The sequence below is a fragment of the Cycloclasticus sp. genome, from assembly GCF_019090545.1.
Lineage (GTDB): Bacteria > Pseudomonadota > Gammaproteobacteria > Methylococcales > Cycloclasticaceae > Cycloclasticus > Cycloclasticus pugetii.
This window is the reverse complement of record NZ_JAHRVT010000011.1, coordinates 11,149-37,422: the sequence shown is the minus strand read 5'-3', so window position 1 is coordinate 37,422 and position 26,274 is coordinate 11,149. Positions and strand designations below refer to the sequence as shown.

The following is a 26,274-nucleotide window of genomic DNA, read 5'->3' as shown; positions in this document are numbered from 1 at the left end:
TTATTCTCTAAGCGATTTAACCCATACTTCTGACAACGCCTCACCTTGCACGACCTCAACCAGCTCTTCTTTACAGAGCTCTAAAATAGCTAAAAATGTCACCACAGCGCCTTTTTTCCCTTCTTTTACGGTAAAAAACTGATGAAAAGCTAAAAACGTTTCCTCTGTTTTATCGAGTAGCGTCAAAATATTAGACATCCTTTCTCTAACCGACAATGCTTCGCGCTGAATTTGATGGTGAGTAAATTTTTCAGCACGTTTAAGCACCTGTTGAAACGCTATTAAGAGACTGTCCAAATCAACATCAGGAAGCGGTTTTTCCATTTTATCTACGATCAATTCAGCTGTGGCTAAATAATTATCGCGATACAGTCGTGGCATAGCATCAATATCATCTGCTGCTCGCTTAAACCGTTCATATTCTTGTAGGCGCCTAACCAGTTCTGAACGAGGGTCTTCCTCATCATCTAACTGTTCAACATTCTTTGGCAATAGCATATTAGATTTTATTTCTGCGAGCATTGCCGCCATGACTAAATATTCGGCAGCCAATTCCATACGCAAATTCTGCATCAACGTTATGTATTCAATGTACTGCTGAGTAATTTTTAGAATGGGAATATCAAGAATATCTAAGTTTTGATGCTTAATAAGGTAAAGCAGCAAATCTAAAGGGCCTTCAAATGTTTCTAAAAAAACCTCTAAGGCATCTGGGGGGATGTATAAGTCGTCGGGTAACTCTTTAAATGGTTTCCCATCAACCAAGGCTAACGTTTGCTGAATTGGCACCACATAGTCAGTCTGGTTGTTCATTAATTTAAAAGATGCTGGCTAATGATACTGAGTCTACCACAGCAAATGCTTGGCAATGAAACCCTATCAAGCTACTCTACCTTCTTTATTTTCATGGTATCTGTTCCACCATGCTGCCCTGTCAGCTCACCTGCTGTAATAATAACTAAGTCGCCCTTGGCCACTATTTCAAGCTGCTGCAATTTTGTTATTGCCGCTTCATTAACATCCTTAGCATGACCTAGTGGCGCTTTTAGCAAAATGGGCACCACACCTCGATACAGCGTCATACGGCGACATACCTCACTATTTGGTGCCATTGCAAAAATAGGTATTCCTGAACTAATTCTAGACATCATTCTCGGCGTACCCCCCGACTCAGTGAAGGCAGCTATAGCGGTAATATCTGTATGATTAGCCACATACATCGCAGACAATGCAATGGCCTCATCAATTTGCCCAAACGCTTTACCCATACGGTGACGTGAACGAGTCGTTCTTGGCTGACGTTCGGTTTGTTCGCAAATACGCCCCATTGCCTCCACAGTTTGAACAGGGTACTGTCCAACTGATGTTTCAGCCGATAACATCACAGCATCTGTACCATCAGAAACGGCGTTTGCAACATCAAACACTTCTGCACGCGTAGGAATGGCGTTATTAATCATCGACTCCATCATTTGTGTAGCGGTAATAACTACAGTATCCCTATCTCGAGCCATCCTAATGATATGCTTTTGAACCGGCGGTAAGTTAGCATCACCAATTTCCACACCCAAATCACCTCGTGCGACCATAACCGCATCAGATGCATCTACTATTTCTTCCAGCACATCCAAGGCTTCAGCCCGTTCGATTTTAGCAATTAAATGCGCTTGGCTACCGGCCGCTTTAACCAACGCACGTGCTTGATGCATATCTTCTGCAGATCTTGGGAACGACACGGCGACAAAATCCACCCTCATCTCAGCAGCCGTCTTAATGTCTTGCTTATCTTTGTCGGTTAACGCATTGGCGGATAAGCCTCCACCTTGTAAGTTAATGCCTTTGTTATTTGACAGTATCCCGCCCACAACGACAGTACACTTAATTTTTGAACCCTTAACAGCCTCGACATCCAGCACGATACGTCCGTCGTCTAATAATAGACGATCGCCCTCAGTCACATCATTGGCTAACGGTTTATAATCACAACCAACTTGGGTGATATTACCTGCTGTTGATGCTAACGCTACATCTATCGTAAATTTAGCCCCCTCTTGAAGGCTTACTTTTCCATCCTCAAAACGAGCTATACGAATTTTTGGTCCTTGCAAATCAGCCAAGATACCGACATGACGGCCGAGTTTTTCTGATAAGTCTCTTACCGCTCGAGCACGTTTTCTTTGTTCATCTGCATGGCCGTGAGAGAAATTCAAGCGAACGACATCTACGCCCGCTTTAATTAATTTTTCTAAAACATCGGGTTCATCGGTAGCTGGACCCAAGGTGGCAATAATTTTAGTCCGTCTAGGTTTTCTAAAAGGAGGCATACTCTACTCGTTCATTAAGAAATAGTGCTTAGAGTATAGCGTGTAGATGACAGTTTTATGGCAACAATAACCCACACGTTATTTAAAATATGAGCAACAATAATCTGTCGGCTCATGAACTTTTAATTGAAAATTAGCATTCGCCGGCACATCAAACGATTCGCCACCTTTAACAGCTACCCACTCTTGCGAATTTGGCAATAACACATCGAGTTGCCCAGCTAAAATCTCCATCGCCTCAGCGGCAGCGGTATTAAAGTCATAGTTACCCGGCATCATATAGCCCAATGTTTTTGTCGAACCATCCTCAAATTTAACCGTTCGACTAACCACTTTTCCATCAAAATACACATTTGCTTTTTTAACAATCGTGACATTTTTAAATTCTGACATGTTATTTCCTATTCTGTTTTTTTAACGTCGTTTAAACGTTATTAATACCCATTGCTGACTTTACTTCTTCAAGCGTCTCTTTTGCCAAATCTCTAGCTTTTTCAGTGCCTTCATTAATAATAGAGCGAACAAGCTCAGGTTGCTCCGTGTATTCTTTAGCCCTTTCTTGCATCGGTTTTAGTTCACGTAACACAGCATCAATAACGGGTTGTTTACAATCTATGCAACCAATACTCGCTGACTTACAGCCTTCTTGAACCCAATTACGCACACCCTCTTCTGAATACACCTCATGAAACTGCCATACTGGGCATTTTGCTGGGTCACCCGCGTCTGTTCTACGAACACGCGCTGGATCGGTTGGCATTGTTCTAAGTTTTTTCTCTACCTCTTCTGGTTCATCGCGCAATGCAATTGTGTTGTTATAGGACTTGGACATCTTTTGCCCATCTAAGCCGGGCATCTTCGACGCTTTAGTCAACAAGGCGATGGGCTCTGGCAAAATAACGCGGCCACTGCCTTCCAAATAACCAAATAAACGCTCTTTATCACCAACCGTTATATTTTGTTGTGCTTCTAATAAAGCTCTAGCTACACCCAGTGCTTCTTGATCACCATTTTCTTGGAAAGAACTTCGCAACTTGTTGAATATTTTGGCATTTTTCTTCCCCATTTTCTTAATCGCAGCTTCCGCTTTTTCTTCAAAGTCTAAGCCTCGGCCATATAAATAATTGAAGCGCCTAGCCACCTCACGCGTCAACTCAACGTGTGCCACCTGATCGGCTCCAACGGGGACTAAACCGGCTTTGTATATAAGAATGTCTGCGCTTTGTAAAAGTGGATAGCCTAAAAACCCATACGTTGCTAAATCCATTTCTTTGAGTTTTTCTTGCTGGTCTTTATAACTCGGGACCCTTTCTAACCAGCCCAGCGGCGTTATCATAGATAGCAACAAATGCAGCTCTGCATGTTCAGGAATGCTCGATTGTATAAATAAATCAGCCAAACCATGATCAACACCAGCGGCCAACCAATCAACAACCATATCCCAAGTACTGTCTGCAATAATTGAAGGGTCTTCATAGTGCGTTGTGAGCGCATGCCAATCTGCCACAAAGAAATGACACTTATATTCTTGCTGTAAATCGACCCAATTTTTTAGTACTCCGTGATAGTGACCTAAATGCAATTTGCCGGTTGGCCTCATACCGGATAGTACACGACGATACTGCGCTGGAACTTCTGAACTCACATTTCCTCCTAAATACCCAATATTTTAAAAATACTGGTTTGTAAAAAATAAACGGGCGGACCTAAAATTTTAGATAACCATCCCATTACAATAATAAAGACCAAAATTGGAAAGCCTAAGCGTTCAAGTTTACTAAACTCAATACTGGCTCTCATTGGCAATAAACCGGCCAACACCCGTCCACCATCAAGCGGTAAAATCGGTAACAAATTTAACATCATCAGCACCGAATTAATAAAAATACCTGCATAGCCCATGTATATCAACGGTATAGCAAAATACTCATTTTGCGCGCCCATCATATAGCCTATTTTCATGACAACACCCCAACCAATCGCCATTAAAAGATTAGCGAAGGGTCCCGCTAGGGCCACATAAATCATGTCACGTTTGGGGTTCTTTAAATTGTGCCAGTTAACCGGAACCGGTTTTGCCCAACCAAATATAAAACCACCCAATAATAACAAAACCCCTGGCACAATCACGGTTCCGACCAAATCCATATGACTAATGGGGTTTAAGGTTAAACGCCCAAGGCTCTTTGCCGTATTATCACCAAACTGGCTAGCCACCCAACCATGAGCGACTTCGTGAACAGTAATGGCAAAAATAACCGGTAATATCCACACCGCTATTCGACCGACCAAGGTCAATTCGTCCATTGACATTAATGCTCATCCTTACGTGCAATAAAATCAGCAATACCTTTACCTTCTCTAACCACTTCAGGAAAGTCATTATCCCAAACGATCATGGTTGTTGGTTCATACGGAATAACACCCGCATCAACCACAAGGTCCAATACTCGGGCTAACTGCTGATTAATCTCATAAGGATCGGCTATGGCCTCGGTTTCACCCGGCAAGATCAAGGTACTGGTTAACATCGGCTCATTGAGCTCTTCAAGTATTTTTTGCGCAACCAAATTATTTGGAATACGAATACCAACGGTTTTTCGTTTCGGGTGCTGGAGGCGTCGAGGCACCTCTTTAGTTGCCTTTAACACAAAAGTAAACGCGCCCGGCGTTAATGATTTGAGCAGGCGGTACGTATCGTTATTCACTTGTGCGTACATCGAGATCTCAGTTAGATCCCGACACACTAAGGTGAAATTATGTTTATCGTCAATTCGACGAATCTGACGAATACGATCAAGCGCCTGCTTATCACCCAAATGACAAGCCAAGGCATAAGAAGAGTCAGTTGGGTAAGCGATAACACCGCCCCGACGTATAATATCGGCCGCTTGCTTAATTAACCGTGGCTGTGGATTATCGGGGTGAATATTCAAGTATTGTTTCATGATTGCTGTTGTGCTTTTTTCTTTGCTACATTATCACGTAAATACACCGGTAATGCATTGTCGGCAGACACCGTTTGCCCATCCCTCACCATGCCGACCGCCAACTGAGCAACCTCTCTTGCTTTTGGCAGCGCGTTTGGTAAAAGCAACAACTCGCTAGCGTTAACTAACTGCGTTAACTCATTTTCATATGTGCCCCAACCGTGTCCAATACCAATCGCCTGTTTTCCTTGCGTAACGCTTAACGCTGCTGGCGCAATAACAGACTCATTGGAAACCGCTTTGAGTTGGCCATCAATCCGTTCATATTCGCACCAATATACCTCACCCATTCGAGCATCTAAGGCTGCGTACACTGTCTGACCTTCTACGGGAGGACCCGCCTGATATGCCAACGCGGTAAGCGTAGACACCGGCGCGATCGGTAGCTCTGCCGCAAAGGCTAAGCCTTGAATAACGCCTGTCGCCATTCTAACGCCGGTAAAAGACCCGGGGCCACGGCCAAAAGCTAACGCATCGAGTTGTTGTAACGTCATACCAGCTTCGTTCAGTAGCTCATCGACCATTGGCAAAATCAAGTTACCGTGTTCTCGTGGTGCCACCTGAAAACGGTCTATTACCTCGCCGTTTATCAACAAGGCCGCAGAGCACCCCTCTGTTGCTGTTTCAATCGCTAAAATTTTCATGCTGATTTTATAACGTGTTTTTTATCACTGAGTTTTTGACTATTGATACGATGAAAGAATCTCTTCACATCTTTTACATCTTGTGTAATAGGCATCGCTGGCAAGGATTTAATAAACACTTTACCATAGCCTTTGCTAGATAACCGTGGATCACACAGCACCAACACGCCTTTATCTTCAACATCACGAATCAACCTTCCCACCCCCTGTTTTAGCGTCAAGGCTGCTGAGGGCAATTGGAAATCTGAAAACGCTGACTGGCCATTAGCGGCCATATATTCTAACCGAGCTTTAGTCACCGGATCGCCAGGCGATGCGAACGGTAGTTTATCTATAATCACACAGGATAAGGCTTCCCCCCGCACATCAACGCCTTCCCAAAAACTCGCAGTACCGAGCAAAACCGCACGCTCAGAACGCCTAAAGGACTCTAACATTTGTTGCTTCGGCAAATCACCTTGCACTAATAATTTAAAGTTCGTTTCAGCCAATAAAATATTAGCGGCTTCTTTTAATGCCTTATGCGAGGTAAATAAAATAAATGCCCTACCTTCACTAGCCTCTAATACTGGAATGATTTTTTCAATCATCGTCGCCGTATAGTGATAATCGCGTGGCTCAGGCATGCCAGTTGGGACATACATCAATGACTGATGCACAAAATCAAAAGGGCTTTCCCAGCTACCTGTTTCAGCATCTTCCAAACCCAATCGTTTAGAAAAGAAATCAAATTTATTATTCACCGATAAAGTTGCCGAGGTAAACACCCAGCTGGCATCACTGGCAAAAGCAAAACTGGCAAATGCCTTAGAAATATCCAAAGGCGTTCGATAAAAAGTAAACGTCCGCTGATACGTTTCGAACCATTGGATCCAATCGTGCTGATCTTGATTTGAAAAAAGTTTCAGTCGCAGTAGAACATCTTCGCTGCGTTTCCAACACGCCTCTAAACCTTTAGAACGAACAGCCACCTTAGTTAATACTTTAAATAACTGTTCGATACGTTCAATCAGGCAATCTAAGGCTTGCAAGAAATCTGTACCTTGCTCAAGCTCATCCCAAGAGCCTTTAATAACCGGCTCAGGCAGCACCTTCCGCATTTCTCGTATGTCTTCACTAATTACATGTGTTAAATCAATCAATTCAGGCATATCTGATGCTAATTTTAATTGTTCTGCACTTACATCACCGATCAACGATAAAATTTGACGTGCACTGACCGACACCCCTAAAAACCGAGACGCCGTGTCAATTAATTGGTGGGCCTCATCAACAATAATTAGCTCTGCATCTGGCAATAACTGCCCAAACCCATCATCTTTCAATGACCAGTCTGCACATAAAAGATGGTGGTTAACAATTAATACATCTACTTCTTGTGCTTTTTTTCTGGCTAATACTGGAAAACACTCACTGATCATTGGACATTCTTGGCCCAAACAATTATCTGCTGTTGACGTGACTTGTTGCCAAACGTAAGAATCTTCGGCAACCGATGTTACCTCAGCAATATCTCCCTCTTTTGTTTGATTCGACCACCGTTCGACCTCTCTTAATTCAGCATCCGTCTGTTTATCAAAGCTAGATATTTGCATTTTTGCCTGATCAAGGCGATATAAACACAGGTAATTAGACCGTCCTTTCAGCACTGCACCCTGTACAGGTACGTTTAATACCTCACGGATTAACGGGAAGTCCTTTTCGAATATTTGGTCTTGAAGATTACGCGTCCCGGTTGAGATAATTGTTTTCTTACCAGATAAAATGGCAGGAATAAGATAGGCAAAGGTTTTTCCTGTTCCTGTTCCAGCTTCAGCTACTAGATGTGTATGCTGCTCAATAGCCCGCTCGATAGCCTGCGCCATCGACAACTGTCCATCTCGCGGTTGAAAGCCTTGAATATGTTTAACCAGCTCGCCATTAGAGCCAAATATGCTATCGAGGTCGTACAAAGGGTTATCCGTTTAAATTTATTAACTTGTTTCATCAGGCCACGCTGATGCGTCCAAACCGCCTTCTTTTGTCCAAACCAAGGTAGCAATATTGCGAAACTTTGCAACCGACATAGCGCCTCGCTTCATACGTTTTGAGCTATCATTCAGGTTATCTAAAATATCGCTACGTGTGGCCTCAAAGATATCAAACGGCAGATAATTTTCATCCATAAGCACTAACACAACCGAGTCCCATTCTTTATCTAACTTTAATTGCCCAAGCCGTTGGCCTCGATAATTGTCATTGAATATAGTTCGCGCTTTAATTTGAATTCTTTTTGGCCCACGCCCTTTAACACGTAAGGCATCAAAACCTAGCGAGCGGTCGTCGCTTAACGCTAAGTCTAATAGTTTGCAGGCATCATGTTCAGCAATTTCGTTGCTGACCCCCGGCAAGGGCTTACCTGTCATTTTTTTATAATCTGTGGCCAACTGCCTTGCTTGCTCTATTAATTTATCAACAGAATAAACTTGCGTTGGCTCCGTCATTTTAAAACAACCTATTGGCAGCAACACGTGCTTTTCGGGCATCCTCAGTTCGACCTAAGGTATCATAACAGTCTGCCATCAATAACCAATTGCTACGCTGAAGGCTCGCCTGCCCAGCAGACAATAAGTTAGATTTTTCAGCCAAACTAATCGCTAAGGTATATTTCTTTTGTTGATAACGCACCTTCGCCAATGCATGCCAAACCTGCGGGTCTCTTGGAGAAATACGAACAGCTCGTTCCAATTTTGAAGCCGCCATATCAGGTTGGCCAGATTCACTTTGTTGGTACGCACTATCCAGTAAGGCAACTACAGCTGGGTTTTGTGTGGTTTTTGCCTCATCGATTGGTTGATCATAAGACTGCCCCATACCCTCTTGTATAGGCTGCTCATCAATAGGGTATGTTTGAGCCGTTTGTGGCAATGGTTGCGATGGATATGGCGAAGCTTCACCAGTGCGTCCAATCGGAGCAGGTACTTGATTATACATCGACAGATCTGCGCAACCCGATAAAGCTAGCAGCAACGCGATCAAGGTGGTTAATTTCATGATTATTTACATACCGTTCGTTAAGCGATCAAACCAATTCCCAGCTCGCTCTAATGTTCTATTAACCGCCCCAACACAGGGTGAATACTCAGTGGGTTCGGAGCCTTTTATAAACGGATATTGTACAGCATCTTCACAAAACTCATTAGCACGATAGCCGAGTGGGTCTACCCAAGTATACTCAACATTCTGTGGCTTTGTCAGCTCCACGGGCTCTTTTGAAATAGTACTCATAACACTTGACCATACTTGCAATGCGCCGCTAGCGCCAGTTAATTTAGAGGGCCTATTATCGTCACGTCCTAGCCATACAACTGCTAAATAATCCCCGCTAAACCCGGCAAACCAACTATCTCTTAATTCGTCAGTAGTTCCGGTTTTCCCGGCCACCTTATAGTAATGAGGCATCTGTCGATAAACTGAGCGCCCTGTGCCCTTCGTCATCACTTCTTGTAAGGCTGTATTAACAAGGTAAACCGCTGATGGGTTTGCCACTTGTCGTACACTTAGCGCATAACGCTGCAAAGCGATATGATCACTAGATGTTACTGACTGGATAGATCGTAATTGGGTAAAAAAACCTTCGCCTGCTAAAGTTTGATACATTTGCGTTACCTCAAGAGGTGATAGCCGAAGTGCTCCCAGCAATAATGACGGGTAAGGCTTAATCGGTCGCCGAATACCTAGCTCTTCAATTGTTCGTTTTACATTTGGCACTTTAAGCGCCATACCCAAGCGAACAGTCGCTAAATTATATGAGTTCGACAAGGCTTCGTATAATGGCACAGGTCCATGCTCAACCTTGTCATAATTCTCCGGCATCCAAAGTTCACCTGAACGTTGTTTTAAACTAACCGCCTTATCCTCAATCATTGTCGTGAGCGTATAGTCTGCTGGTTGCGATAATGCCGTCAAATAAACTGCTGGCTTCACCAAAGAGCCTATCGGCCTAATTGCATCTAGCGCCCTATTAAACCCACTAAACAATGGATTTCTGTCGCCAATAACGGCAACAATCTCACCGCCCTCACGGCGTGTAATAACCATTGCACCTTGGAGTTTATTTTTTTCAATACCGTACTGCCTATTAAGTGCTTCAAGCTTTTGCTTAAACAGTTTTTCGGCCGTCGTCTGAATATTGTAATCAAGCGTTGAAAAAATATTTAGGCCTTCCGAGCGTAGGTCTTCATCCTTATAATCTCGACTTAATTGACGCTTTACTAAATCTAAAAATGCAGGAAAGCGAGAACTTTTAACCTGCTTAAATGGCGAAATATCCACACCAAATTGTTTTGCAATACGCCTTTGCTCGTCCGGTAGCACTCCAAAGCGAGTCATTTCATCAAGTACTAAGTTTCTGCGTTTTAGCGCTCTTTCGGGGTGTCGCCTCGGGTCATAATAAGAAGGGCCTTTGACCAACCCAACTAACAACGCCGTTTGATGTGGCTTTAATTCAATCAAGGGTTTATTAAAATAAAACACACTAGCCATTCCAAAACCATTGATCGAACGCTCACCATCTTGGCCAACAAAAACCTCATTTAGATAGGCTTCTAAAATCTCATCTTTTTCGTAATGAAACTCAATAATCAACGCCATCATGGCTTCTTTAATCTTTCGCCACAAACTCCTTTCTGACGTTAAGTAAAAATTCTTAATTAATTGTTGCGTTAAGGTGCTGCCTCCTTGAACAACGCCTCCAGCTTTTATATTTGCCCACACCGCACGCAAAATAGATTTAATAGAAACGCCGTAATGTTGATAGAAATCGCGGTCTTCAACTGATATCAAGCCGTCAATTAATGTACGTGGCACATCATCAAGCTTTATTAGAATCCTATCTTCTTTGTGACTAGGGTAAAAACTACCGACTCGAACTGGGTCTAAACGGAGTAAGGCTTCAGACTTACCTGTTTGTACGTTTTGAATCGCCGATATATGATCACTTCTAAAGTAAATTTTGACTGTCTTAGATACTTCACGGTCATCAAAGAATTTAAATGAACGTGTTTTTACCGTAAAAGTTGAGCCTGATTGATAGTATTGACCGCCCGAGGTGAATGTCGATGTTCGTTGGTAATGTAGGTCTTTCAATAACGATTCAAATTGCTGTGCTGATAAGGACAGCCCTTGATACAGTTCAACAGGGTTTGCAAACACATGAGCCGGTAACGCCCACCTTTTCCCTTCAAATTGAGTGCGAACAACATGATCTAAGTAAAAAACGTAGACAGCTATCACAACGATTAATAGCAACCCTACTTTCAGGATTAACCTCTTTAGAAAACCACTAGACTGTGGTTTTTTTTGAGGTTTCTTCGTTTTTTTTCTGCTCGATTTTGCTTTAGTTTTTGGCTTAGCCATAGTCAATTTAACAGATTTACAAGGTTACAAAATTTGCACCGCAGCACGGCTGCGTCATCATGTCATAGACTTGGCGTTAATGGGTCATTAATTTTTCGATATCTAACGATTTATTCAACAAACCGTCAATAGAAACATACTGATCCTCTAACAGTTCTAGGCTAGGCTTACCAAGCAGGTAACCTTGAACATAATCCACACCCAACTCTTTTAATACTCGTAATATTTCAGCATTTGAGACATATTCTGCAATGGCTTTCTTACCAAGACTATGCGCTACTTCTATCATTGATTTAACAAGAACTTGGTCAGCATGGTCCACAGCTAAATTATTAATGAATTGACCATCAATTTTTAGATAATCGACCGGAAAGTTTTTAATATAATTAAACGAGCTAAAGCCAGCACCAAAATCATCTAAGGCAAATCGACACCCTAGGGCACGAATTTTAGAAACCATTTCTCGTGTTTTATTGAAATTTGAAACTGCTGCTGTCTCTGTTATTTCAAACGTTAGCCTTGACGGTGAAATCCATGTAGATTCAAGTTTCTGTTTAATAACCGGCAACAAATAATCACCTTGGAGTGCGTGACTGGATAAGTTAATGGTAAAACAAATATTCTCTTGTGTTTTTGGTAAACCAGCGATGTGATCTATCGCATGTGAAACCACCCATAGGTCAATGTGATGGATAAGCCCCATTCTCTCTGCCACCGGAATAAACTGGGCTGGTCTTAACAACTCGCCTTCATCCCCTATCATCCGAAGCAATGTTTCATAATGAGAAACGGACCCATTGGAGAGTTTTACGACAGGCTGAAAAACTATTTTAAATAAGTCTTCACTCAATGCATGACGAATTTTAGGCACCCATTTGGCATCCTCTCTAATGCTAATTAATTCGTCGTTATCACTCTCAAATAAATTAACCCTATTACGGCCCAAGGTCTTTGCAGAATAACAGGCATGATTCGCTCTAGACATCAGTTCACTAGGGCGTTTAATTAATTTTAATGGTTCCAACATCGCGACACCGATGCTGGCTGAAATATTATAAATATTCTCACCCGATTTAAAATCAAACTCATCAATGGTTAGCCTTATTTTTTCAGCCAATTGCATGGCCTCTTTTTCGGCTGTTTTACTGATGAAGACTTGAAATAAATTTGAGCCAACTCGTGCAATAAACGCATTATTATCGAGGGTTGAGCGAATTAGGGTGGCTACTTCTACTAGAAGTCGATCACCAGCTTCGTGACCCTCAATATCATTGACGACTTTAAATTGGTCTAAATCAATGTCTAACAAAGCACCATGTTGTTTAAAGTTATTGCACCTTAAAATAGCAAAATCCAATGTTTTTTCTAAGCCACTTCGGTTAGATAACCCTGTCAATTCATCATGTGCTACTAAATATTGTAAACGGGCTTCCATAATTCGTCGTTCAGAAAGCTCCCTGACTAACTTTTCCTCACTTTGAATTCGATCATCTCGTTCACTTTTAAGTGCAAACGCCAGTTCAACTAAAGGCATGAGATGTTTGCCCTCTGTTGGGTAATGCGTCATCGTCGCGGCATTTGCTTTATGACATTGGGCCATCAACTCATCATTAATCGTAATTGCTTTATCTGCGAGTAAAATCAACGGAATGGCGTCATGACCATCAAGAGTCGTTAAAACCTGGCTAAGCTTCAAGGGGTCACTTTGAGGCAAGCCATAACTTAAAAATATCATGCCAATCTCGTCTACCTTCCCTTGATAAGGACGGATAAGCTCAAAAGCTTGTTCCTGACTTGATGCACAAATTAAATTTCTATAACCACCGGCTGATAAAATATCCTGTAGACTAGACAAGCGGCTCACCTCGTCTTCGATGATTAGAATAGCTTGTTGCTTTGGTATTTGTTCCGTCATTTCAGTCGCCTTTTCGAGCTGACTATCCGTTATTTTAAAACAACAAGCAACGAATAATTATCAAAATATATACATAATTTTCTTTTCTATCAACAACTTTACGCCTACTCTTAATACAGTGTCAACAATAATTTCATAACAGCTTGATATTCCGGACAAGGACCCCGTAGAATATATATCTGCTAGAAAAAATAATAATCAGTCATTCAACGTTAAGCATATCGCCTATTTTTACTAGACTTAGAGCCATTAACTTTTTAATCATGATTCGATATGACACAAACATACGCCAATATTTGTACCGTTGATGATTTTTTAACAGGAGACATTGACCTGTGCTCTGCTCCGGAGATTTTCTATCGTATTACACAAGCACTCGACGACCCCTTAAAAAACTCTCAAGATATTGCGGCCATTATCGAACAAGACCCTTCACTATCCGCTCGAATGCTAAAAATTGTTAATTCCGCTTTTTTTGGTTTCCCGGCCTCAATTAAAACGATTGAGCATGCCATTTCTATTCTGGGTAATCATGACGTTCGAATGCTAGTCATGACAACGAGCGTGGTTGAAAAATTTTCAACTTTACCTAACTCGATTCTTGATATGCGCCAATTTTGGATGCATAGTTTAAAAACTGCTTTATTTGCAAAGTACCTTGCTGACAATCACCCTAAAAAAAGGCAGCTTAGTTCTGCATTCATGAGTGGGCTTCTCCATGATATAGGGCGGTTAATTTTTTATATCAAAGCACCTGATCTAGCCCGCGCAGCCGCTTTGCTTGTTAAGACGGAAACTGTAAATGAAATTGAAGCCGAGGCCTCCTTTGTAGGTTTTAATCATGCCGAGCTAGGTGGTGCTTTGTTAAAACTATGGGAAATACCAGCCTCCATTCAAGATTCGGCAAGCTTCCATCATCAGCCTGATTTAGCTACTAATAATAAAGACGAAGTTTATATCGTTTACCTTGCGAATAAATTAACTCATGCTAACAGTACGTCTGAAGAAACCATCAACAAAACGATATCTACAGAAGATAATTTATGGAACCAGCTTGACCTCCCTTACGGCATTATTGCACCCGCTGCTAATCACGTAGACGAACAGTTTAGCCAAACCTATGCGTTATTTTTTGATTAAGAAACCTGCGTAAATGTTTTTACACCCAAGCGAAACACACTAAATTCATTGGTCTCCATTTTCGTCCACTGCTCATTCGATGTCAGCGGCTCAGTGGCTATCACCGTCACCACATCATCGGGTGACGCTTCTTGATTAAAGTCTACACACAAGTCTGCATCCAATAATTGCGCCTCTACGAATGGTGTTTGACGTGTTAGCCAATATAGTTTTGTATTACAGAACGTATACAAATGATCTACATCACTCATTAATACGTTAAACACTCCATGCTGAGATACCTTACGGAAAAGTTCTTCAACAGTCTTCCGCAACTTCACTTTACTTTTTGGTTTAACAGGGTACTTTTTACGAAGCTGGCCCAAAATCCAACAAAAAGCATACTCGCTGTCTGTTGTGCCGATAGGGGTGTAGCCATTAAGTACTTTTTTCTTAATGCCTTTTAATTGACCATTATGTGCAAATGACCATATTTTACCCCACAGTTCACGCGAAAATGGGTGTGTATTTTCCAAACAAACACGTCCTCGGTTTGCCTTTCTAATATGACAAATAACTTGCGTACTTTTTATTGAGTACTGCTGAATAAACTTTGCGACTTCAGAGTTAGCACTAGCAACTGGGTCGTGAAAAGCACGAAAACCTTTTCCTTCATAAAAAGCGATACCCCACCCGTCTTTATGTACACCAGTTTCCCCACCACGCTTAATTAAACCACTAAAGCTAAAGCAAATATCTGTCGGTACATTTGCACTCATCCCTAGTAATTCACACATATAGACTGTTAAATCTCTTCTATGATAGTCCGCTCGATAGGAACTTGGACGTATTTCTTTTTACCGTTCTCTTTAACCCAAAAGTAGTAATAACCTTTTTGTGATTCAGATGTCACTTTACTATCAAGAACTGTCCACGATTTTTTATGCTCACCCTCGTAAAAGCTTACCTTATAATCGCCTTCCATCCAGCTCACACCTAATCGTGAAAATTTATTTTGCTGTTCTTCTGAACAAGCCGAAAGAACAAAGGTTATGATTATCAATACGATATATCTCATGAATTTTCCAGTTTTCTTAAAACCAAAAAGACCATTACAAAAGCCCCGCCAATCGCACACATCCAAATATCAGATCGCTGCAGGCCTAGCAGGCTACCTATCCCCGCACCAATCGCAGCACCTAGGCCACTGAATGCCATACTTCTCATCATTCTACAAAAACTACAATCGGACCCTTCTCCAAAAAACTTTGGCATCTCGTTCCCTCCTTTTGTATTACCGTCTCACCTATGGCGTACTGTCAATCAACTTCTAAAAACACATAGGCCTGTGTTTTACTTTCACCTAAATGTGGGGATAGTCGCTGACTATCACTCCCTTTAAAACTCTGTGACCGTCTATTTGGCACATCATTCCCTAAACTAATAAAACAGTGCTATTAACAGCTTTTCTGTAATTTAACAGGCTGAATCACCACTAGCCCATTTTTAATAAGCTTAAAAATTCAGCCCGTGTTTCAGAATTTTTACGAAATTGCCCCAACATACTAGATGTAGTCATTTGTGAGTTTTGTTTCTCCACACCTCGCATCATCATGCACAAATGTTTTGCCTCCACAACCACTGCAACCCCTTTTGCACCCGTTACTTCGAGAATAGAATCTGCAATTTGTGTCGTCAATTGCTCTTGTATTTGTAATCGACGTGCATACATATCGACGATTCTAGCTACCTTTGATAAACCAAGTACTTTTCCATCTGGCAGATACGCCACATGGCACTTGCCAATAAAGGGTAGTAAATGGTGCTCACACATAGAATACAGTTCTATATTTTTAACAATCACCATATCATCAGCATCAGAGTCAAAAACGGCGCCATTCACAATATTCTCTAAACTTTGCTGATAGCCGCTTGTTAAGAAAGACATTGCTTTTGCCGCACGCTTTGGCGTATCAACCAAACCTTGGCGATTAACGTCTTCTCCAACCTGTGAAATTATTTGTTTATATAGTTTTTCCATCAATCTCAATCATCTTTAAAAGTATTTAAAGTATACCGTTTTCTTGTTTGCTTTAAATCAAATAGTTTTAGCGTATGGCGCCATAGCCTCTAGACCGGCTAATAATACCTCTGGCCCCGCATTTTTCTGTCGAGCATTCTCACTAAGGTACCTACGCCAATGTTTTCCACCAGGTTGACCTGCAAAAAGCCCCAATATATGCCGTGTTAAATTTTGTAACGGAACACCTAACTCTAATTGTTTTTCAATATATGGAAGGTAGGCTTCGAGCAATTTTTTTCTATCGGCCAAGGGCTGTTTGAACAGTTGGTGTTCAATTTCCGCCAAAAAAAAGGGATTATGATAAGCCTCACGACCAATCATCACACCGTCAAGGTGTTTCCAATGTTGTTGAATCTCACTGATTGCATTAATCCCACCATTAACAATAATTGATACCGATGGAAAAGCTCTTTTAATGTCGTACGCTCTATCGTAGTTTAACGGCGGAATGGTTCTGTTTTCTTTCGGGGACAGGCCGTTTAAGATGGCTTTACGGGCATGAATAATAACAGTTTCGCAACCCGCATCAGTAACTGCCTGAACAAAGCCTCTCAGGAATTCAAATGAATCTAACTCATCTATCCCAATTCGTGTTTTAACCGTGACTGGAATATCCACAGCTTGTCGCATTAATGATACGCATTGTGCAACACGTTGCGGCTCGGCCATTAAACATGCGCCTATACGTCCATTTTGAACACGATCACTTGGGCAGCCGACATTGATATTTACTTCTTGGTAACCCGCTTCCTGTGCATATCCGGCACATTGCGCCATGGCTTTAGGGTCACTACCACCTAATTGTAATGCTACTGGATGCTCATATTGATCAAATGCCAAAAAGCGCTGTTTATCGCCATGAAGTAATGCACCTGTCGTTACCATTTCTGTATAAAGCAGGGCATTAGGTGATAAAAGTCGATGGAAATATCGGCAGTGCCGGTCTGTCCAATCCATCATCGGTGCAATGGATAACAGTCTATTAATGCTTGGCATGAGAGTAATTGCTATTTCTGTTAGATGTTAGCCCAATTTGTTTACATTGCCCATCAGTATCAAAAATAATGCTGTTATAAACCTGTATTAATGTAAACAGCTAGATGGTTGGCCCTTTTAAAGCTTTCTAAGAAATCCAGTGTCAGTGATTGATAGATTGAATTAAAAGGCAGCGAAAAGAACCGTAAGATAACCCCACAAATTATTAAGGCTAATCACCCCAATATTTCTATTAAGGGTGATTTTTAACTTAATCAGTAACGTTATGGCTTTGGTTTAGATTACTCTCATCTAACCTTACTGTAGGCAGGTCAGTGTTCAGGGTATATTTTTGAGCGCAATCAATGCTGCGTTCATTTCTTTACCTAGATAATGACCGATATTAATTAACTATTGCCAGCAAAACACCTGCCGCGACCGCAGAACCAATAACACCCGCTACGTTAGGCCCCATCGCATGCATTAATAAGTAATTATGAGGGTTAGACTCTAGCCCTACTTTATTAACCACACGGGCCGCCATAGGAACTGCCGACACACCTGCAGCACCAATGAGTGGATTAACTTTGCCGCCCGTTACCTTGTGCATTAACTTACCCATTAAAATACCACCTGCAGTACCAATGGAAAATGCCGCCATTCCTAACACTAAGATACCAAGTGTTTCAGCAGTTAAAAACTTATCCGCTGATAGTTTCGAGCCAACAGCTAAGCCTAGGAAAATAGTCACAATATTAATAAGTTCATTTTGTGCTGTAGAACTTAAACGATCAACCACACCACTTTCTCGCATTAAATTACCGAAGGCTAACATTCCAACCAAAGGTGCTGACGCTGGCAAAAATAGAATAACCGCCGTTAATATAGTTAATGGGAAGATTATCTTCTCTTTCTTACTCACATGCCGCAAGTGCTTCATTTCAACTTTTCGCTCAGACTCTGAGGTTAATGCACGCATGATAGGTGGTTGAATTAGCGGCACTAAAGCCATATATGAATATGCAGCCACTGCAATAGCGCCTAATAAGTCAGGTGCTAATTTAGAGGCTAAGAAAATAGCTGTTGGGCCATCTGCGCCACCAATAATGGCAATCGCCGACGCATCAGACAAACTAAATTCCATACCCGGTATTAGGTTCATCGCCAAAGCGCCAAGAAGCGTTGCAAAGATACCAAATTGGGCTGCCGCACCGAGTACCAATAAACTTGGCATCGCTATAAGCGCTCCAAAATCTGTTAATGCACCAACCCCCATAAAAATAAGCAAAGGGAACAAGCCAGTATCAACGCCCATATGGTACAAAATACCTAGCATTCCATCTGGCCCACTAATGCCAGCAATTGGAATATTAGCTAAAATTCCACCAAAACCAATCGGCAGTAATAACAAGGGTTCAAAGTTTTTTGAAATGGCTAAATATATTAATAATAAGCCAATGGCTATCATTAATATATTGCCCCATTCAAAGTTTGCAATACCCGTCGACTGCCAAATTTGTAATACGCCACTATCCATATTATATAAACCTTAGCAAATAAGTACTAACGGCGCGCCAGCAGGAACTGACTCACCTTCTTTTACGAAAACATCTGAAATTTGACCTTCAATATGCGCCCTTACTTCAGTTTCCATCTTCATGGCTTCTAAAATAATCACTACATCACCTTCATACACATCATCTCCTGCCGCCATTGCTATGCGCACAATATTACCGGCCATTGGAGACAACAAGGGTTCATTTTGACAAACCGCGCCTGATGTTGTCTCTTGTGTTGGTTCAGCTGCTTTCGCAACCACTTTACTAGCAGCTGAAGAAGGTGTTAGATTTTCAATCGAGCCACTTGGACCCACTTCAACCTGATATGTTTTACCATTAACGGCCACATCATATACTTCACTACCGCCTTTTTCAGCTGTTGCTTGAGTAACAACGCCTGTTGGAACCGGCTCAAACGCATCAGGGTTATGTCTATTTTTAATAAAGTCCAAGCCTATCTGTGGAAATAACGCATATGTCAACACATCATCAATGACCTCATCGGCCAATGGCAAACTATCTTTTTCGGCTTTTTCTTTAAATTCTGATGAAATTTTCTCCAACTCATCATCAATCAAGTCAGCTGGACGACAAGCAATCGCTTCAGCGCCATCCAATACACGCTCTTGAAGCTCTTTATTCACTGCTGCAGGTGTTGCACCATATTCGCCTTTTAATACACCTGATGTTTCTTTGCTGATAGATTTATAACGCTCACCCATCAAAACGTTCATCACTGCCTGAGTACCTACAATTTGTGATGTTGGGGTTACTAAAGGAAGATAGCCAAGGTCCTTACGTACACGTGGAATTTCTGCTAACACCTCATCAATTTTGTCACCTGCATTTTGCAGCTTCAATTGACTTTCTAGGTTTGTCAACATGCCACCAGGGACCTGTGCAATAAGAATTCTTGAATCGACACCTTTCAGCGACCCTTCAAACTCCGCATACTTTGGCCGTACTGATCTAAAATAGGCCGCTACTTCTTCAACGCTCTCAATGTCTAGACCCGTCTCGCGATCAGTTCCTTCCAACATTGCAATAAAGGTTTCCGTTGGTGAATGACCGTATGTCATACTCATGGACGAAATAGCTGTGTCTAGCATATCAAGCCCTGCATCGACTGCTTTAAGACAGGTTGCTACACTCATCCCAGTTGTTGCATGGCTGTGTAAAGCAATTGGTAGATCACACTCGGCTTTTAAACGCTTCACCAATATCTCAGCATCATAAGGTTTCAAAAGTCCTGCCATATCTTTAATCGCGATCGAATGGCAGCCGGCATCTTCTAACCGCTTACCCATATCGACCCAATTTTCTAGCGTGTGTACTGGGCTTTCTGTATATGAGATTGTACCTTGCGCATGTTTGCCTACTTCGACAGTTGCTTTAATGGCCGTCTCTAAGTTACGCACATCGTTCATCGCATCAAAAATACGGAAAACATCCATACCATTGTCTGCAGCACGCTCTACGAACTTTCTAACAACATCATCAGCATAATGACGATAGCCTAATAGGTTCTGCCCACGTAATAGCATTTGTTGTTGTGTATTAGGCATCGCCGCTTTTAGTAATCGCAAACGCTCCCATGGGTCTTCACCTAAATAACGAATACAAGCATCAAATGTTGCTCCGCCCCAAGTTTCTAATGACCAATAGCCAATTTTGTCTAATTTTTCCGCAATCGGTAACATATCTTCAATACGTAACCTGGTTGCAAATAGGGATTGATGAGCATCGCGCAACACGACATCAGTAATTTTTAAAGGATTTTTCATGATTTTTAAGTTTATTTAGAGCGAAAACGTTGAACAGCAACCGTAATCGCTGTAACGATATCTTCACTAATATCTGTGGAAACAGACGATTTACTACTGTGCTCAACAACGGGTTCGTATCGTTGAATAACAGCAGAAATCCCTTTGATAGCAAAAACTAACATACCCAAGATGAAGAATACCATCCCCATTCCAAGTAACATTAGTTCCACACCTTGTTCTAATAAGTTTGTGATATTCATAAGCTGTATTATAAAGCACCCCTTGCTGAAAAACACAATAAATATACAAACGCTTTGTTAAAAAAGGTGTTTAAAAACTGCTCCTAATCCAGCTCAAACCCTTTTACCATACGGTCATCGGACTCATTTTGTTCCAGCCTGCCAGTTTCTCTTAATTCATGCTGTTTAGATTTTTCGATCAACTTTTCAACTACTTTTTTTCGACTATTCGTTTTTTTAAAGGCCTGTTGATGCTGGCCTAACTTTTCCTGTAATGACTGCACCGTTTTGCTATGTTCTTCAATGGCCTGATCAAGTTTTTGAACAAACTCCTGATACTCACGTAACCGTGACGCTGACATCCCCACTTGCCCCTTCGTTTTAAACTGAACGGTATAATCATTACGGTACTCTTTTAGTTTCTCTAGTTGCGCTAGAGATTCTTGCTGGGCTTGAAGCGATTGATTCATTTTCATCGCAGCGGCTGTTTCATTGTTTTCAGCAATTTGTTTAACCGGACCAAGCCTCTTTGACTTTTTCAACACTCCCCCCATTTATAATACCTTTGACATAGCTGCCGGCTTTCTATGTTGTAAAACACTTTCCAAACCTTCAATACTTTCATCAAAATTAACCGATTCGGTTATTCTCTGCTGAAGAAACTCTAACATTGATTCATGCATATCAATGGCCTCATCAACCGACGAATTACTACCGGGCTGATAGGCACCAACATTGATTAAATCTGCATTTTGTTGATAGGTCGAGTTTATTTTTCTAAATTCACGTGCCATCTCTTGATGGTCTTCTGGCACAATTTCTGTCATCAGCCGGCTCACTGATGCCTCCATGTCTATCGCCGGAAAGTGCCCTGCTTCTGCTAAACGTCGTGACAAATGGATATGCCCATCTAAAATTGCTCGACTTGCATCTGCAATTGGATCATTTGTATCATCCCCTTCAGTCAATACTGTGTAAAAGGCTGTAATAGAGCCATTACCCTTGTCTGAATTACCTGCGCGCTCAACTAGACTGGGCAACTTACTAAACACAGAGGGCGGATAACCCTTTGTTGCAGGTGGCTCATTGATCGCTAAGGCAATTTCTCTTTGAGCTTGTGCATAACGCGTTAGCGAATCCATCAACAACAATACATTCTTTCCTTGATCACGAAAGTATTCAGCAATACTGGTCGCCAACATAGCACCATGCATCCGCATCAATGGCGGGTCATCCGCTGGTGACGCCACCACCACTGCTCGCGCCATTCCTTCGGCTCCCAAAGTTTTTCTAACAAACTCGTTCACCTCTCTACCACGCTCACCAATAAGGCCCACCACGACCACATCCGCTTTCGTATATTTCGTCATCATGCCAAGCAATACACTTTTACCTACGCCACTGCCAGCAAACAAGCCTATTCGCTGGCCCTGCCCAACCGTTAATAATGAATTAATAGTCCCAATACCAACATCCAAAGGCTCCGTTATAGCCCGTCTCCCCAAGGGATTCATGGCACGGCCGTGTAAAGGCATTGTGTCAGTCGTATGCACAGGGCCTTTGCCATCAATTGGTTTACCGCCGCCATCCACAACTCGACCTAATAAACCAGGTCCGACATGCGCCATACTACTCAAGCCCATAGGAATAACTCGACAGTCTTGCTCAAGACCTCTAATATCGCCCGTTGGCATTAAATATAAACGTTCGCCCGAAAAACCAACGACTTCCGCCTCGGTTTGATGGCCATCCGCCGTTTCTATCATACAGCGCCCTCCAATTGTCGAGCGACAACCAACCGCTTCCAATGTCAAACCGACCATTCGTGTTAATCGTCCCTCTACCAACATTGGCTGAGGCTCTTCAATTCGTTCTTGATATTCTTTAAGGCGCTTAAGCCATTTATCTGTACGTTGCGTTACAAATGATAAATCGTTCACGACACCGCTCTTTCATCACCCAAGGCTTTAGCAATGATGGCTAACAGGCGGTTTTCAATGGTTGCGTCAATTGTTGATGCGTCGGTAGCAACACGACAACCACCTCTGGTAATAACTGGGTCTTCAACAATTTTCCAACGGGCCTCATCATCAATTGAAAGCGCTGACTTTATTAACGCCGCATCATCAGGGTGTAAAAATAATTGAATATTTTGTGAACTTGAAGGTAATGCGCTTAGTGCTTCTTTTACAACACCAACGACCTGCCCCGCATCGGCTTTTAATTCTCGTCGAATCAGCTGTTTTGAGATCTGAATCGCAAGCGAGGCAATTTCATTCTCTACACGCTCGTCAAATTCTTCATACGGGCTCACTAACGACTGAATAACAGACTCCAAGGATTTAACCTGTTGTGAAATTTGTGCTTCAGCCGCCCTTAACCCTTTTGCAAGCCCTTCTTCATAGCCTTTTTTAGAGGCTTCTTGCATTGCTTGTTCTTGCAGTTTTTCAAGATCACCAGCCGTCGGGGCTTTAACATGAGCTATATCCACATCAACAGAGTCACCCTCGACAAATGATGGAAAACGCCAAGAAGAAACAACCTCTTTTTTTGTTGATGAATTAGACAAACTCCTCGCCTCCAGAGCCACCTAACGCAATTTCACCTGAGTCTGCCAAACGTCTTGCAATCACTAACACTTCTTTTTGCGCCGCCTCTACATCACTCACCTTAGCAGGTGCAGCGGCTTCCATATCATCACGCAGCATTTCGGCGGCACGTTTAGACATATTTGCAAATATTTTTTCTTTCAACGCTTCTTCTGCTGCACGTAATGCCAGCGTTAATACATCAGTAGACACCTCTTTGAGTAAGCTTTGAATGCCACGATCGTCAACATCAATCAAATTATCAAAGACAAACATCTTATCTTGAATTAATTGTCCAATTTCATCATCTGATTCGACTACCGCATCAATAAGTTCGGCACTCATCGAACCTTCTAAGAAATTTAAAATATTGGCTGCCGTTTGAATACCACCCATTTGGGCAGTTTGAGCACCAGAGTTTCCAGCTAACTGATTTTCCATAATCGCATCGAGCTCTTGTAATGCATCTGGTTGTACACCATCCAGTACGGCAATACGCATGAGCACATCAGACCTCTGCGAGGCTGGCAGATAACCCAATGTTTCAGCGGCTTGATCACTGTCTAAATACGATAAGACGATGGCCATGATTTGTGGATGCTCTAAACGAATAAAGTCTGCAATCGACCGTGGATCCATCCATTTAAGTTGCTCTAACCCCTTAGAGTTTCTGCCCAACAAAATCCGGTCAATGACGCCACCCGCCTTATCCACTCCTAGCGCATTGGTCAGCACATTTTTAATGTATTTGTCCGAATCTATGCCTAACGCCGTTTGCCCGCCAATGGTGGTAATAAAGTGCCCTACAACTGAATCCAGCATTTCCGTCGTCACATTTTCAAGTGAGGCCATGGCTGTACCAACTTGTTGTACTTCTTTAGGCCCCATGTGTTTCATAACACCTGCCGCATAGTCTTCACCTAAAGACAACAATAGTACTGCAGCCTTCGCTGTTCCACTTAATTCATGTGCACTTATTTGTTCTTCAGCCATTATTCTTTTATCCATGTTTTCATGACTTGGGCAACCCGCTTAGGATCTTCACCCGCTATCTTTTGGGCCATCTCTAAACGCTGTTCGTAACTTTTAGGTGCTTCTAACATCATCAGTTCCTCATCTGACTCAAGCTCCAAAGACCTTTCCCCCGCTGACTGAGAAGCTCTTGCCTCTGTCGCCATAGCGCCACTAGGGGTCATCTGCGTGCCTTGACCGCTTGCTGGTAAACCCGCTGCAGTTGGTTTTTCTAATAACGTTTTAATAGTGGGCCTTAATACAAAAAATATCAAGATTAGCGCAAAAACCCCGCCGACAACCTGTTTAGCAGCATCTAGCACCCAGGCTTGTTCCCACAAGGGCACTTCAGGCAAGGCAACAGGAACATCTGGCTGCCTAAATGCCAAATTAGTAATGGTTACGCTATCTCCTCGCAATGCATTAAAACCAACAGCCTCTTTCACGAGCACAGTGAATTTAGCGACATCCTCATCGCTATAGGGTTCTGAAGCACTCGCTCCACCCTCAGCGGTGACCGCTCCTTGTTTATTATCTATTACAACGGCCACAGTTACTCGTTTTACACGACCGCTAGACAATTTAGTGTGGCTAATTTTCTTATCCAATTCGTAGTTCTTAATGGACCGTTTATTAACATTCGTGGTCGCCGATGCAGCGCCTCCCAATTCACCTTCAGCAACTTCTGGTGCGACCCCAGCTGCAGGCGGTTGATTAGAGAGCGCACCCGGAACACCTTGCACACCTGCTAAATTGCTCTGCTCTTCGGTCACCTGCTCACTTCTTAAAGCGGCCAAGTCGGGGTTATATTGCTCTTGTGTCTGCTCTGTCGTCGTAAAATCAACATCCGCTGAGACCGATGCACGAATAGCACCTGCGCCAACAATCGGCAATAAAATACTTTCAACCCGGTTGATTAAATGCTCTTCAACACCTTGCTTAAACTCAAATTGGTTGCTTGTCAGAGACATAACATCATTTGATGTTTTAGCACTTAATAGAGCACCTTTTTGGTCAACAACGGTTACTTGCGATACATCAAGCTGTGGCACCGCTGATGACACCAAGTGCAAAATAGCGGCAACTTCAGGTTTATTCAGCTCTCGCCCTTGATGCATATCAACAACCACCGAAGCACTGGGTTTTTTACGATGCCGTAAAAACACGGACTGCTTTGGAATGGCTAATAAAACACGCGCAGAACGCACACTTTGTATAGTTACAATGGAGCGGGCTATTTCACCTTCTAATGCACGTTGAATACGCGCTTTTTCGATAGCTTGACTACCGCCAAAACCGGTTTCTTTTTCTAATAATTCAAACCCTTGTCCACCACCACGTGGCAGACCTAAACCGGCTAATTTTAAACGCAACTCATCAACTTGTGACGAAGGCACCAATATAGCGCCTGAACCTGCTTCTAACTTATACTCAACCCCTGATTGCTGCAAACCAGACATTACTTCGCTTAATTCCCTATCACCCAAACTACTATATAACAGGCTGTAGTTTGGCGTTTGTGACCACAACACCACCGCAACACCTAAGGCGACACTGATGGCCAGCGCGAGCATCACGCCCAGCTGACGCACCATCATATTGTTTGGTGATAATTGAATAGTTGCTTGTTCGGCGGAAGTTGCCATATTAGTAAACCTGCTTTA

At 42.4% G+C, this 26,274-nt stretch carries 26 protein-coding genes; 1 reads left to right on the top strand and 25 read right to left on the bottom strand.

Annotated features, from left to right (window positions below; genetic code table 11):
- The 12 genes from KUG63_RS02815 to KUG63_RS02760 form a co-directional block, all read right to left on the bottom strand.
- Nucleotides 1–813, bottom strand: coding sequence for a segregation and condensation protein A (locus KUG63_RS02815; RefSeq protein WP_020932810.1), 813 nt, complete (start codon nt 811–813; stop codon nt 1–3).
- Nucleotides 814–884: 71 nt separating this feature from the next.
- Nucleotides 885–2,324, bottom strand: coding sequence for a pyruvate kinase (gene pyk, locus KUG63_RS02810; RefSeq protein WP_020932811.1), 1,440 nt, complete (start codon nt 2,322–2,324; stop codon nt 885–887).
- A 78-nt stretch (nt 2,325–2,402) separates the two neighbouring features.
- A complete protein-coding gene (locus KUG63_RS02805; protein WP_020932812.1) occupies nt 2,403–2,717 on the bottom strand; it encodes a pyrimidine/purine nucleoside phosphorylase in 315 nt (104 codons plus the stop codon).
- A 31-nt stretch (nt 2,718–2,748) separates the two neighbouring features.
- Nucleotides 2,749–3,969, bottom strand: coding sequence for a tryptophan--tRNA ligase (locus KUG63_RS02800; RefSeq protein WP_015005550.1), 1,221 nt, complete (start codon nt 3,967–3,969; stop codon nt 2,749–2,751).
- Nucleotides 3,970–3,977: 8 nt separating this feature from the next.
- On the bottom strand, nt 3,978–4,637 hold the full coding sequence (locus tag KUG63_RS02795; protein ID WP_020932813.1) for a site-2 protease family protein: 660 nt from the start codon (nt 4,635–4,637) through the stop codon (nt 3,978–3,980).
- Nucleotides 4,637–5,272: an L-threonylcarbamoyladenylate synthase gene (locus KUG63_RS02790; RefSeq protein ID WP_020932814.1), complete on the bottom strand. Its 636-nt coding sequence runs from the start codon at nt 5,270–5,272 to the stop codon at nt 4,637–4,639. Before KUG63_RS02790 ends, KUG63_RS02795 begins: the two co-directional genes overlap by 1 nt.
- Complete coding sequence (tsaB, locus tag KUG63_RS02785; protein WP_015005547.1) at nt 5,269–5,958, bottom strand: tRNA (adenosine(37)-N6)-threonylcarbamoyltransferase complex dimerization subunit type 1 TsaB; 690 nt, start codon at nt 5,956–5,958, stop codon at nt 5,269–5,271. The genes KUG63_RS02790 and tsaB overlap by 4 nt, the downstream gene beginning before the upstream one ends.
- Nucleotides 5,955–7,910 (bottom strand): ATP-dependent DNA helicase, encoded by a 1,956-nt coding sequence (locus KUG63_RS02780; RefSeq protein ID WP_020932815.1) that lies wholly within the window; start codon nt 7,908–7,910, stop codon nt 5,955–5,957. Before KUG63_RS02780 ends, tsaB begins: the two co-directional genes overlap by 4 nt.
- A gap of 21 nt (nt 7,911–7,931) precedes the next feature.
- Nucleotides 7,932–8,441, bottom strand: a complete 510-nt coding sequence (locus tag KUG63_RS02775) for a hypothetical protein (protein WP_020932816.1) — start codon at nt 8,439–8,441, stop codon at nt 7,932–7,934.
- Between the two features lies 1 nt (nt 8,442).
- The gene (locus KUG63_RS02770) at nt 8,443–8,991 is read right to left on the bottom strand and encodes a tetratricopeptide repeat protein (RefSeq protein WP_020932817.1); all 549 of its coding nucleotides are present in this window, start codon (nt 8,989–8,991) and stop codon (nt 8,443–8,445) included.
- A 6-nt stretch (nt 8,992–8,997) separates the two neighbouring features.
- Nucleotides 8,998–11,355 carry a penicillin-binding protein 1B gene (gene mrcB, locus KUG63_RS02765; protein WP_015005543.1) on the bottom strand — a complete coding sequence of 786 codons (2,358 nt, stop codon included), beginning with the start codon at nt 11,353–11,355 and terminating at the stop codon, nt 8,998–9,000.
- A gap of 76 nt (nt 11,356–11,431) precedes the next feature.
- The gene (locus tag KUG63_RS02760; RefSeq protein WP_015005542.1) at nt 11,432–13,270 is read right to left on the bottom strand and encodes an EAL domain-containing protein; all 1,839 of its coding nucleotides are present in this window, start codon (nt 13,268–13,270) and stop codon (nt 11,432–11,434) included.
- A gap of 273 nt (nt 13,271–13,543) precedes the next feature.
- Between KUG63_RS02760 and KUG63_RS02755 the strand changes: the two genes are divergently transcribed.
- Nucleotides 13,544–14,410 carry an HDOD domain-containing protein gene (locus KUG63_RS02755; RefSeq protein ID WP_015005541.1) on the top strand — a complete coding sequence of 289 codons (867 nt, stop codon included), beginning with the start codon at nt 13,544–13,546 and terminating at the stop codon, nt 14,408–14,410.
- Here the strand turns inward: KUG63_RS02755 and KUG63_RS02750 are convergent.
- From KUG63_RS02750 to fliF, 13 genes are all read right to left on the bottom strand, one after another.
- Nucleotides 14,407–15,186, bottom strand: a complete 780-nt coding sequence (locus KUG63_RS02750; RefSeq protein ID WP_020932819.1) for a class II glutamine amidotransferase — start codon at nt 15,184–15,186, stop codon at nt 14,407–14,409. The genes KUG63_RS02755 and KUG63_RS02750 overlap by 4 nt on opposite strands.
- 8 nt (nt 15,187–15,194) lie before the next feature.
- Nucleotides 15,195–15,452: a hypothetical protein gene (locus KUG63_RS02745; protein ID WP_287553937.1), complete on the bottom strand. Its 258-nt coding sequence runs from the start codon at nt 15,450–15,452 to the stop codon at nt 15,195–15,197.
- An 11-nt stretch (nt 15,453–15,463) separates the two neighbouring features.
- Nucleotides 15,464–15,664, bottom strand: a complete 201-nt coding sequence (locus KUG63_RS02740; RefSeq protein ID WP_015005537.1) for a hypothetical protein — start codon at nt 15,662–15,664, stop codon at nt 15,464–15,466.
- A 220-nt stretch (nt 15,665–15,884) separates the two neighbouring features.
- Nucleotides 15,885–16,430: a GTP cyclohydrolase I FolE gene (gene folE, locus KUG63_RS02735; protein WP_015005536.1), complete on the bottom strand. Its 546-nt coding sequence runs from the start codon at nt 16,428–16,430 to the stop codon at nt 15,885–15,887.
- Nucleotides 16,431–16,487: 57 nt separating this feature from the next.
- A complete protein-coding gene (dusA, locus tag KUG63_RS02730) occupies nt 16,488–17,468 on the bottom strand; it encodes a tRNA dihydrouridine(20/20a) synthase DusA (RefSeq protein WP_287553936.1) in 981 nt (326 codons plus the stop codon).
- A 382-nt stretch (nt 17,469–17,850) separates the two neighbouring features.
- A complete protein-coding gene (locus tag KUG63_RS02725) occupies nt 17,851–18,984 on the bottom strand; it encodes a sodium ion-translocating decarboxylase subunit beta (RefSeq protein ID WP_015005534.1) in 1,134 nt (377 codons plus the stop codon).
- Between the two features lie 12 nt (nt 18,985–18,996).
- Nucleotides 18,997–20,790 carry a sodium-extruding oxaloacetate decarboxylase subunit alpha gene (oadA, locus tag KUG63_RS02720; RefSeq protein WP_020932821.1) on the bottom strand — a complete coding sequence of 598 codons (1,794 nt, stop codon included), beginning with the start codon at nt 20,788–20,790 and terminating at the stop codon, nt 18,997–18,999.
- Between the two features lie 11 nt (nt 20,791–20,801).
- Nucleotides 20,802–21,032 (bottom strand): OadG family protein, encoded by a 231-nt coding sequence (locus KUG63_RS02715; protein WP_020932822.1) that lies wholly within the window; start codon nt 21,030–21,032, stop codon nt 20,802–20,804.
- Between the two features lie 83 nt (nt 21,033–21,115).
- Nucleotides 21,116–21,556, bottom strand: a complete 441-nt coding sequence (fliJ, locus tag KUG63_RS02710) for a flagellar export protein FliJ (protein ID WP_223253240.1) — start codon at nt 21,554–21,556, stop codon at nt 21,116–21,118.
- Between the two features lie 9 nt (nt 21,557–21,565).
- Complete coding sequence (gene fliI / locus KUG63_RS02705) at nt 21,566–22,951, bottom strand: flagellar protein export ATPase FliI (protein WP_041932945.1); 1,386 nt, start codon at nt 22,949–22,951, stop codon at nt 21,566–21,568.
- Nucleotides 22,948–23,580: a flagellar assembly protein FliH gene (locus tag KUG63_RS02700; RefSeq protein ID WP_015005529.1), complete on the bottom strand. Its 633-nt coding sequence runs from the start codon at nt 23,578–23,580 to the stop codon at nt 22,948–22,950. The genes fliI and KUG63_RS02700 overlap by 4 nt, the downstream gene beginning before the upstream one ends.
- Nucleotides 23,573–24,592, bottom strand: coding sequence for a flagellar motor switch protein FliG (gene fliG / locus KUG63_RS02695; RefSeq protein ID WP_015005528.1), 1,020 nt, complete (start codon nt 24,590–24,592; stop codon nt 23,573–23,575). The genes KUG63_RS02700 and fliG overlap by 8 nt, the downstream gene beginning before the upstream one ends.
- Nucleotides 24,592–26,256, bottom strand: coding sequence for a flagellar basal-body MS-ring/collar protein FliF (gene fliF, locus KUG63_RS02690; protein WP_287553934.1), 1,665 nt, complete (start codon nt 26,254–26,256; stop codon nt 24,592–24,594). Before fliF ends, fliG begins: the two co-directional genes overlap by 1 nt.
- Nucleotides 26,257–26,274 lie beyond the last annotated feature (18 nt).

What these genes read in the sequence shown, in the direction of transcription:
- KUG63_RS02815 (WP_020932810.1), bottom strand. Translation starts at nt 813, where the DNA reads ATGAACAACCAGACTGACTATGTGGTGCCAATTCAGCAAACGTTAGCC.
- pyk (WP_020932811.1), bottom strand. Translation starts at nt 2,324, where the DNA reads ATGCCTCCTTTTAGAAAACCTAGACGGACTAAAATTATTGCCACCTTG.
- KUG63_RS02805 (WP_020932812.1), bottom strand. Translation starts at nt 2,717, where the DNA reads ATGTCAGAATTTAAAAATGTCACGATTGTTAAAAAAGCAAATGTGTAT.
- KUG63_RS02795 (WP_020932813.1), bottom strand. Translation starts at nt 4,637, where the DNA reads ATGTCAATGGACGAATTGACCTTGGTCGGTCGAATAGCGGTGTGGATA.
- KUG63_RS02790 (WP_020932814.1), bottom strand. Translation starts at nt 5,272, where the DNA reads ATGAAACAATACTTGAATATTCACCCCGATAATCCACAGCCACGGTTA.
- tsaB (WP_015005547.1), bottom strand. Translation starts at nt 5,958, where the DNA reads ATGAAAATTTTAGCGATTGAAACAGCAACAGAGGGGTGCTCTGCGGCC.
- KUG63_RS02775 (WP_020932816.1), bottom strand. Translation starts at nt 8,441, where the DNA reads ATGACGGAGCCAACGCAAGTTTATTCTGTTGATAAATTAATAGAGCAA.
- KUG63_RS02770 (WP_020932817.1), bottom strand. Translation starts at nt 8,991, where the DNA reads ATGAAATTAACCACCTTGATCGCGTTGCTGCTAGCTTTATCGGGTTGC.
- mrcB (WP_015005543.1), bottom strand. Translation starts at nt 11,355, where the DNA reads ATGGCTAAGCCAAAAACTAAAGCAAAATCGAGCAGAAAAAAAACGAAG.
- KUG63_RS02760 (WP_015005542.1), bottom strand. Translation starts at nt 13,270, where the DNA reads ATGACGGAACAAATACCAAAGCAACAAGCTATTCTAATCATCGAAGAC.
- KUG63_RS02755 (WP_015005541.1), top strand. Translation starts at nt 13,544, where the DNA reads ATGACACAAACATACGCCAATATTTGTACCGTTGATGATTTTTTAACA.
- KUG63_RS02750 (WP_020932819.1), bottom strand. Translation starts at nt 15,186, where the DNA reads ATGTGTGAATTACTAGGGATGAGTGCAAATGTACCGACAGATATTTGC.
- KUG63_RS02740 (WP_015005537.1), bottom strand. Translation starts at nt 15,664, where the DNA reads ATGCCAAAGTTTTTTGGAGAAGGGTCCGATTGTAGTTTTTGTAGAATG.
- folE (WP_015005536.1), bottom strand. Translation starts at nt 16,430, where the DNA reads ATGGAAAAACTATATAAACAAATAATTTCACAGGTTGGAGAAGACGTT.
- dusA (WP_287553936.1), bottom strand. Translation starts at nt 17,468, where the DNA reads ATGCCAAGCATTAATAGACTGTTATCCATTGCACCGATGATGGATTGG.
- KUG63_RS02725 (WP_015005534.1), bottom strand. Translation starts at nt 18,984, where the DNA reads ATGGATAGTGGCGTATTACAAATTTGGCAGTCGACGGGTATTGCAAAC.
- oadA (WP_020932821.1), bottom strand. Translation starts at nt 20,790, where the DNA reads ATGAAAAATCCTTTAAAAATTACTGATGTCGTGTTGCGCGATGCTCAT.
- KUG63_RS02715 (WP_020932822.1), bottom strand. Translation starts at nt 21,032, where the DNA reads ATGAATATCACAAACTTATTAGAACAAGGTGTGGAACTAATGTTACTT.
- fliG (WP_015005528.1), bottom strand. Translation starts at nt 24,592, where the DNA reads ATGGCTGAAGAACAAATAAGTGCACATGAATTAAGTGGAACAGCGAAG.
- fliF (WP_287553934.1), bottom strand. Translation starts at nt 26,256, where the DNA reads ATGGCAACTTCCGCCGAACAAGCAACTATTCAATTATCACCAAACAAT.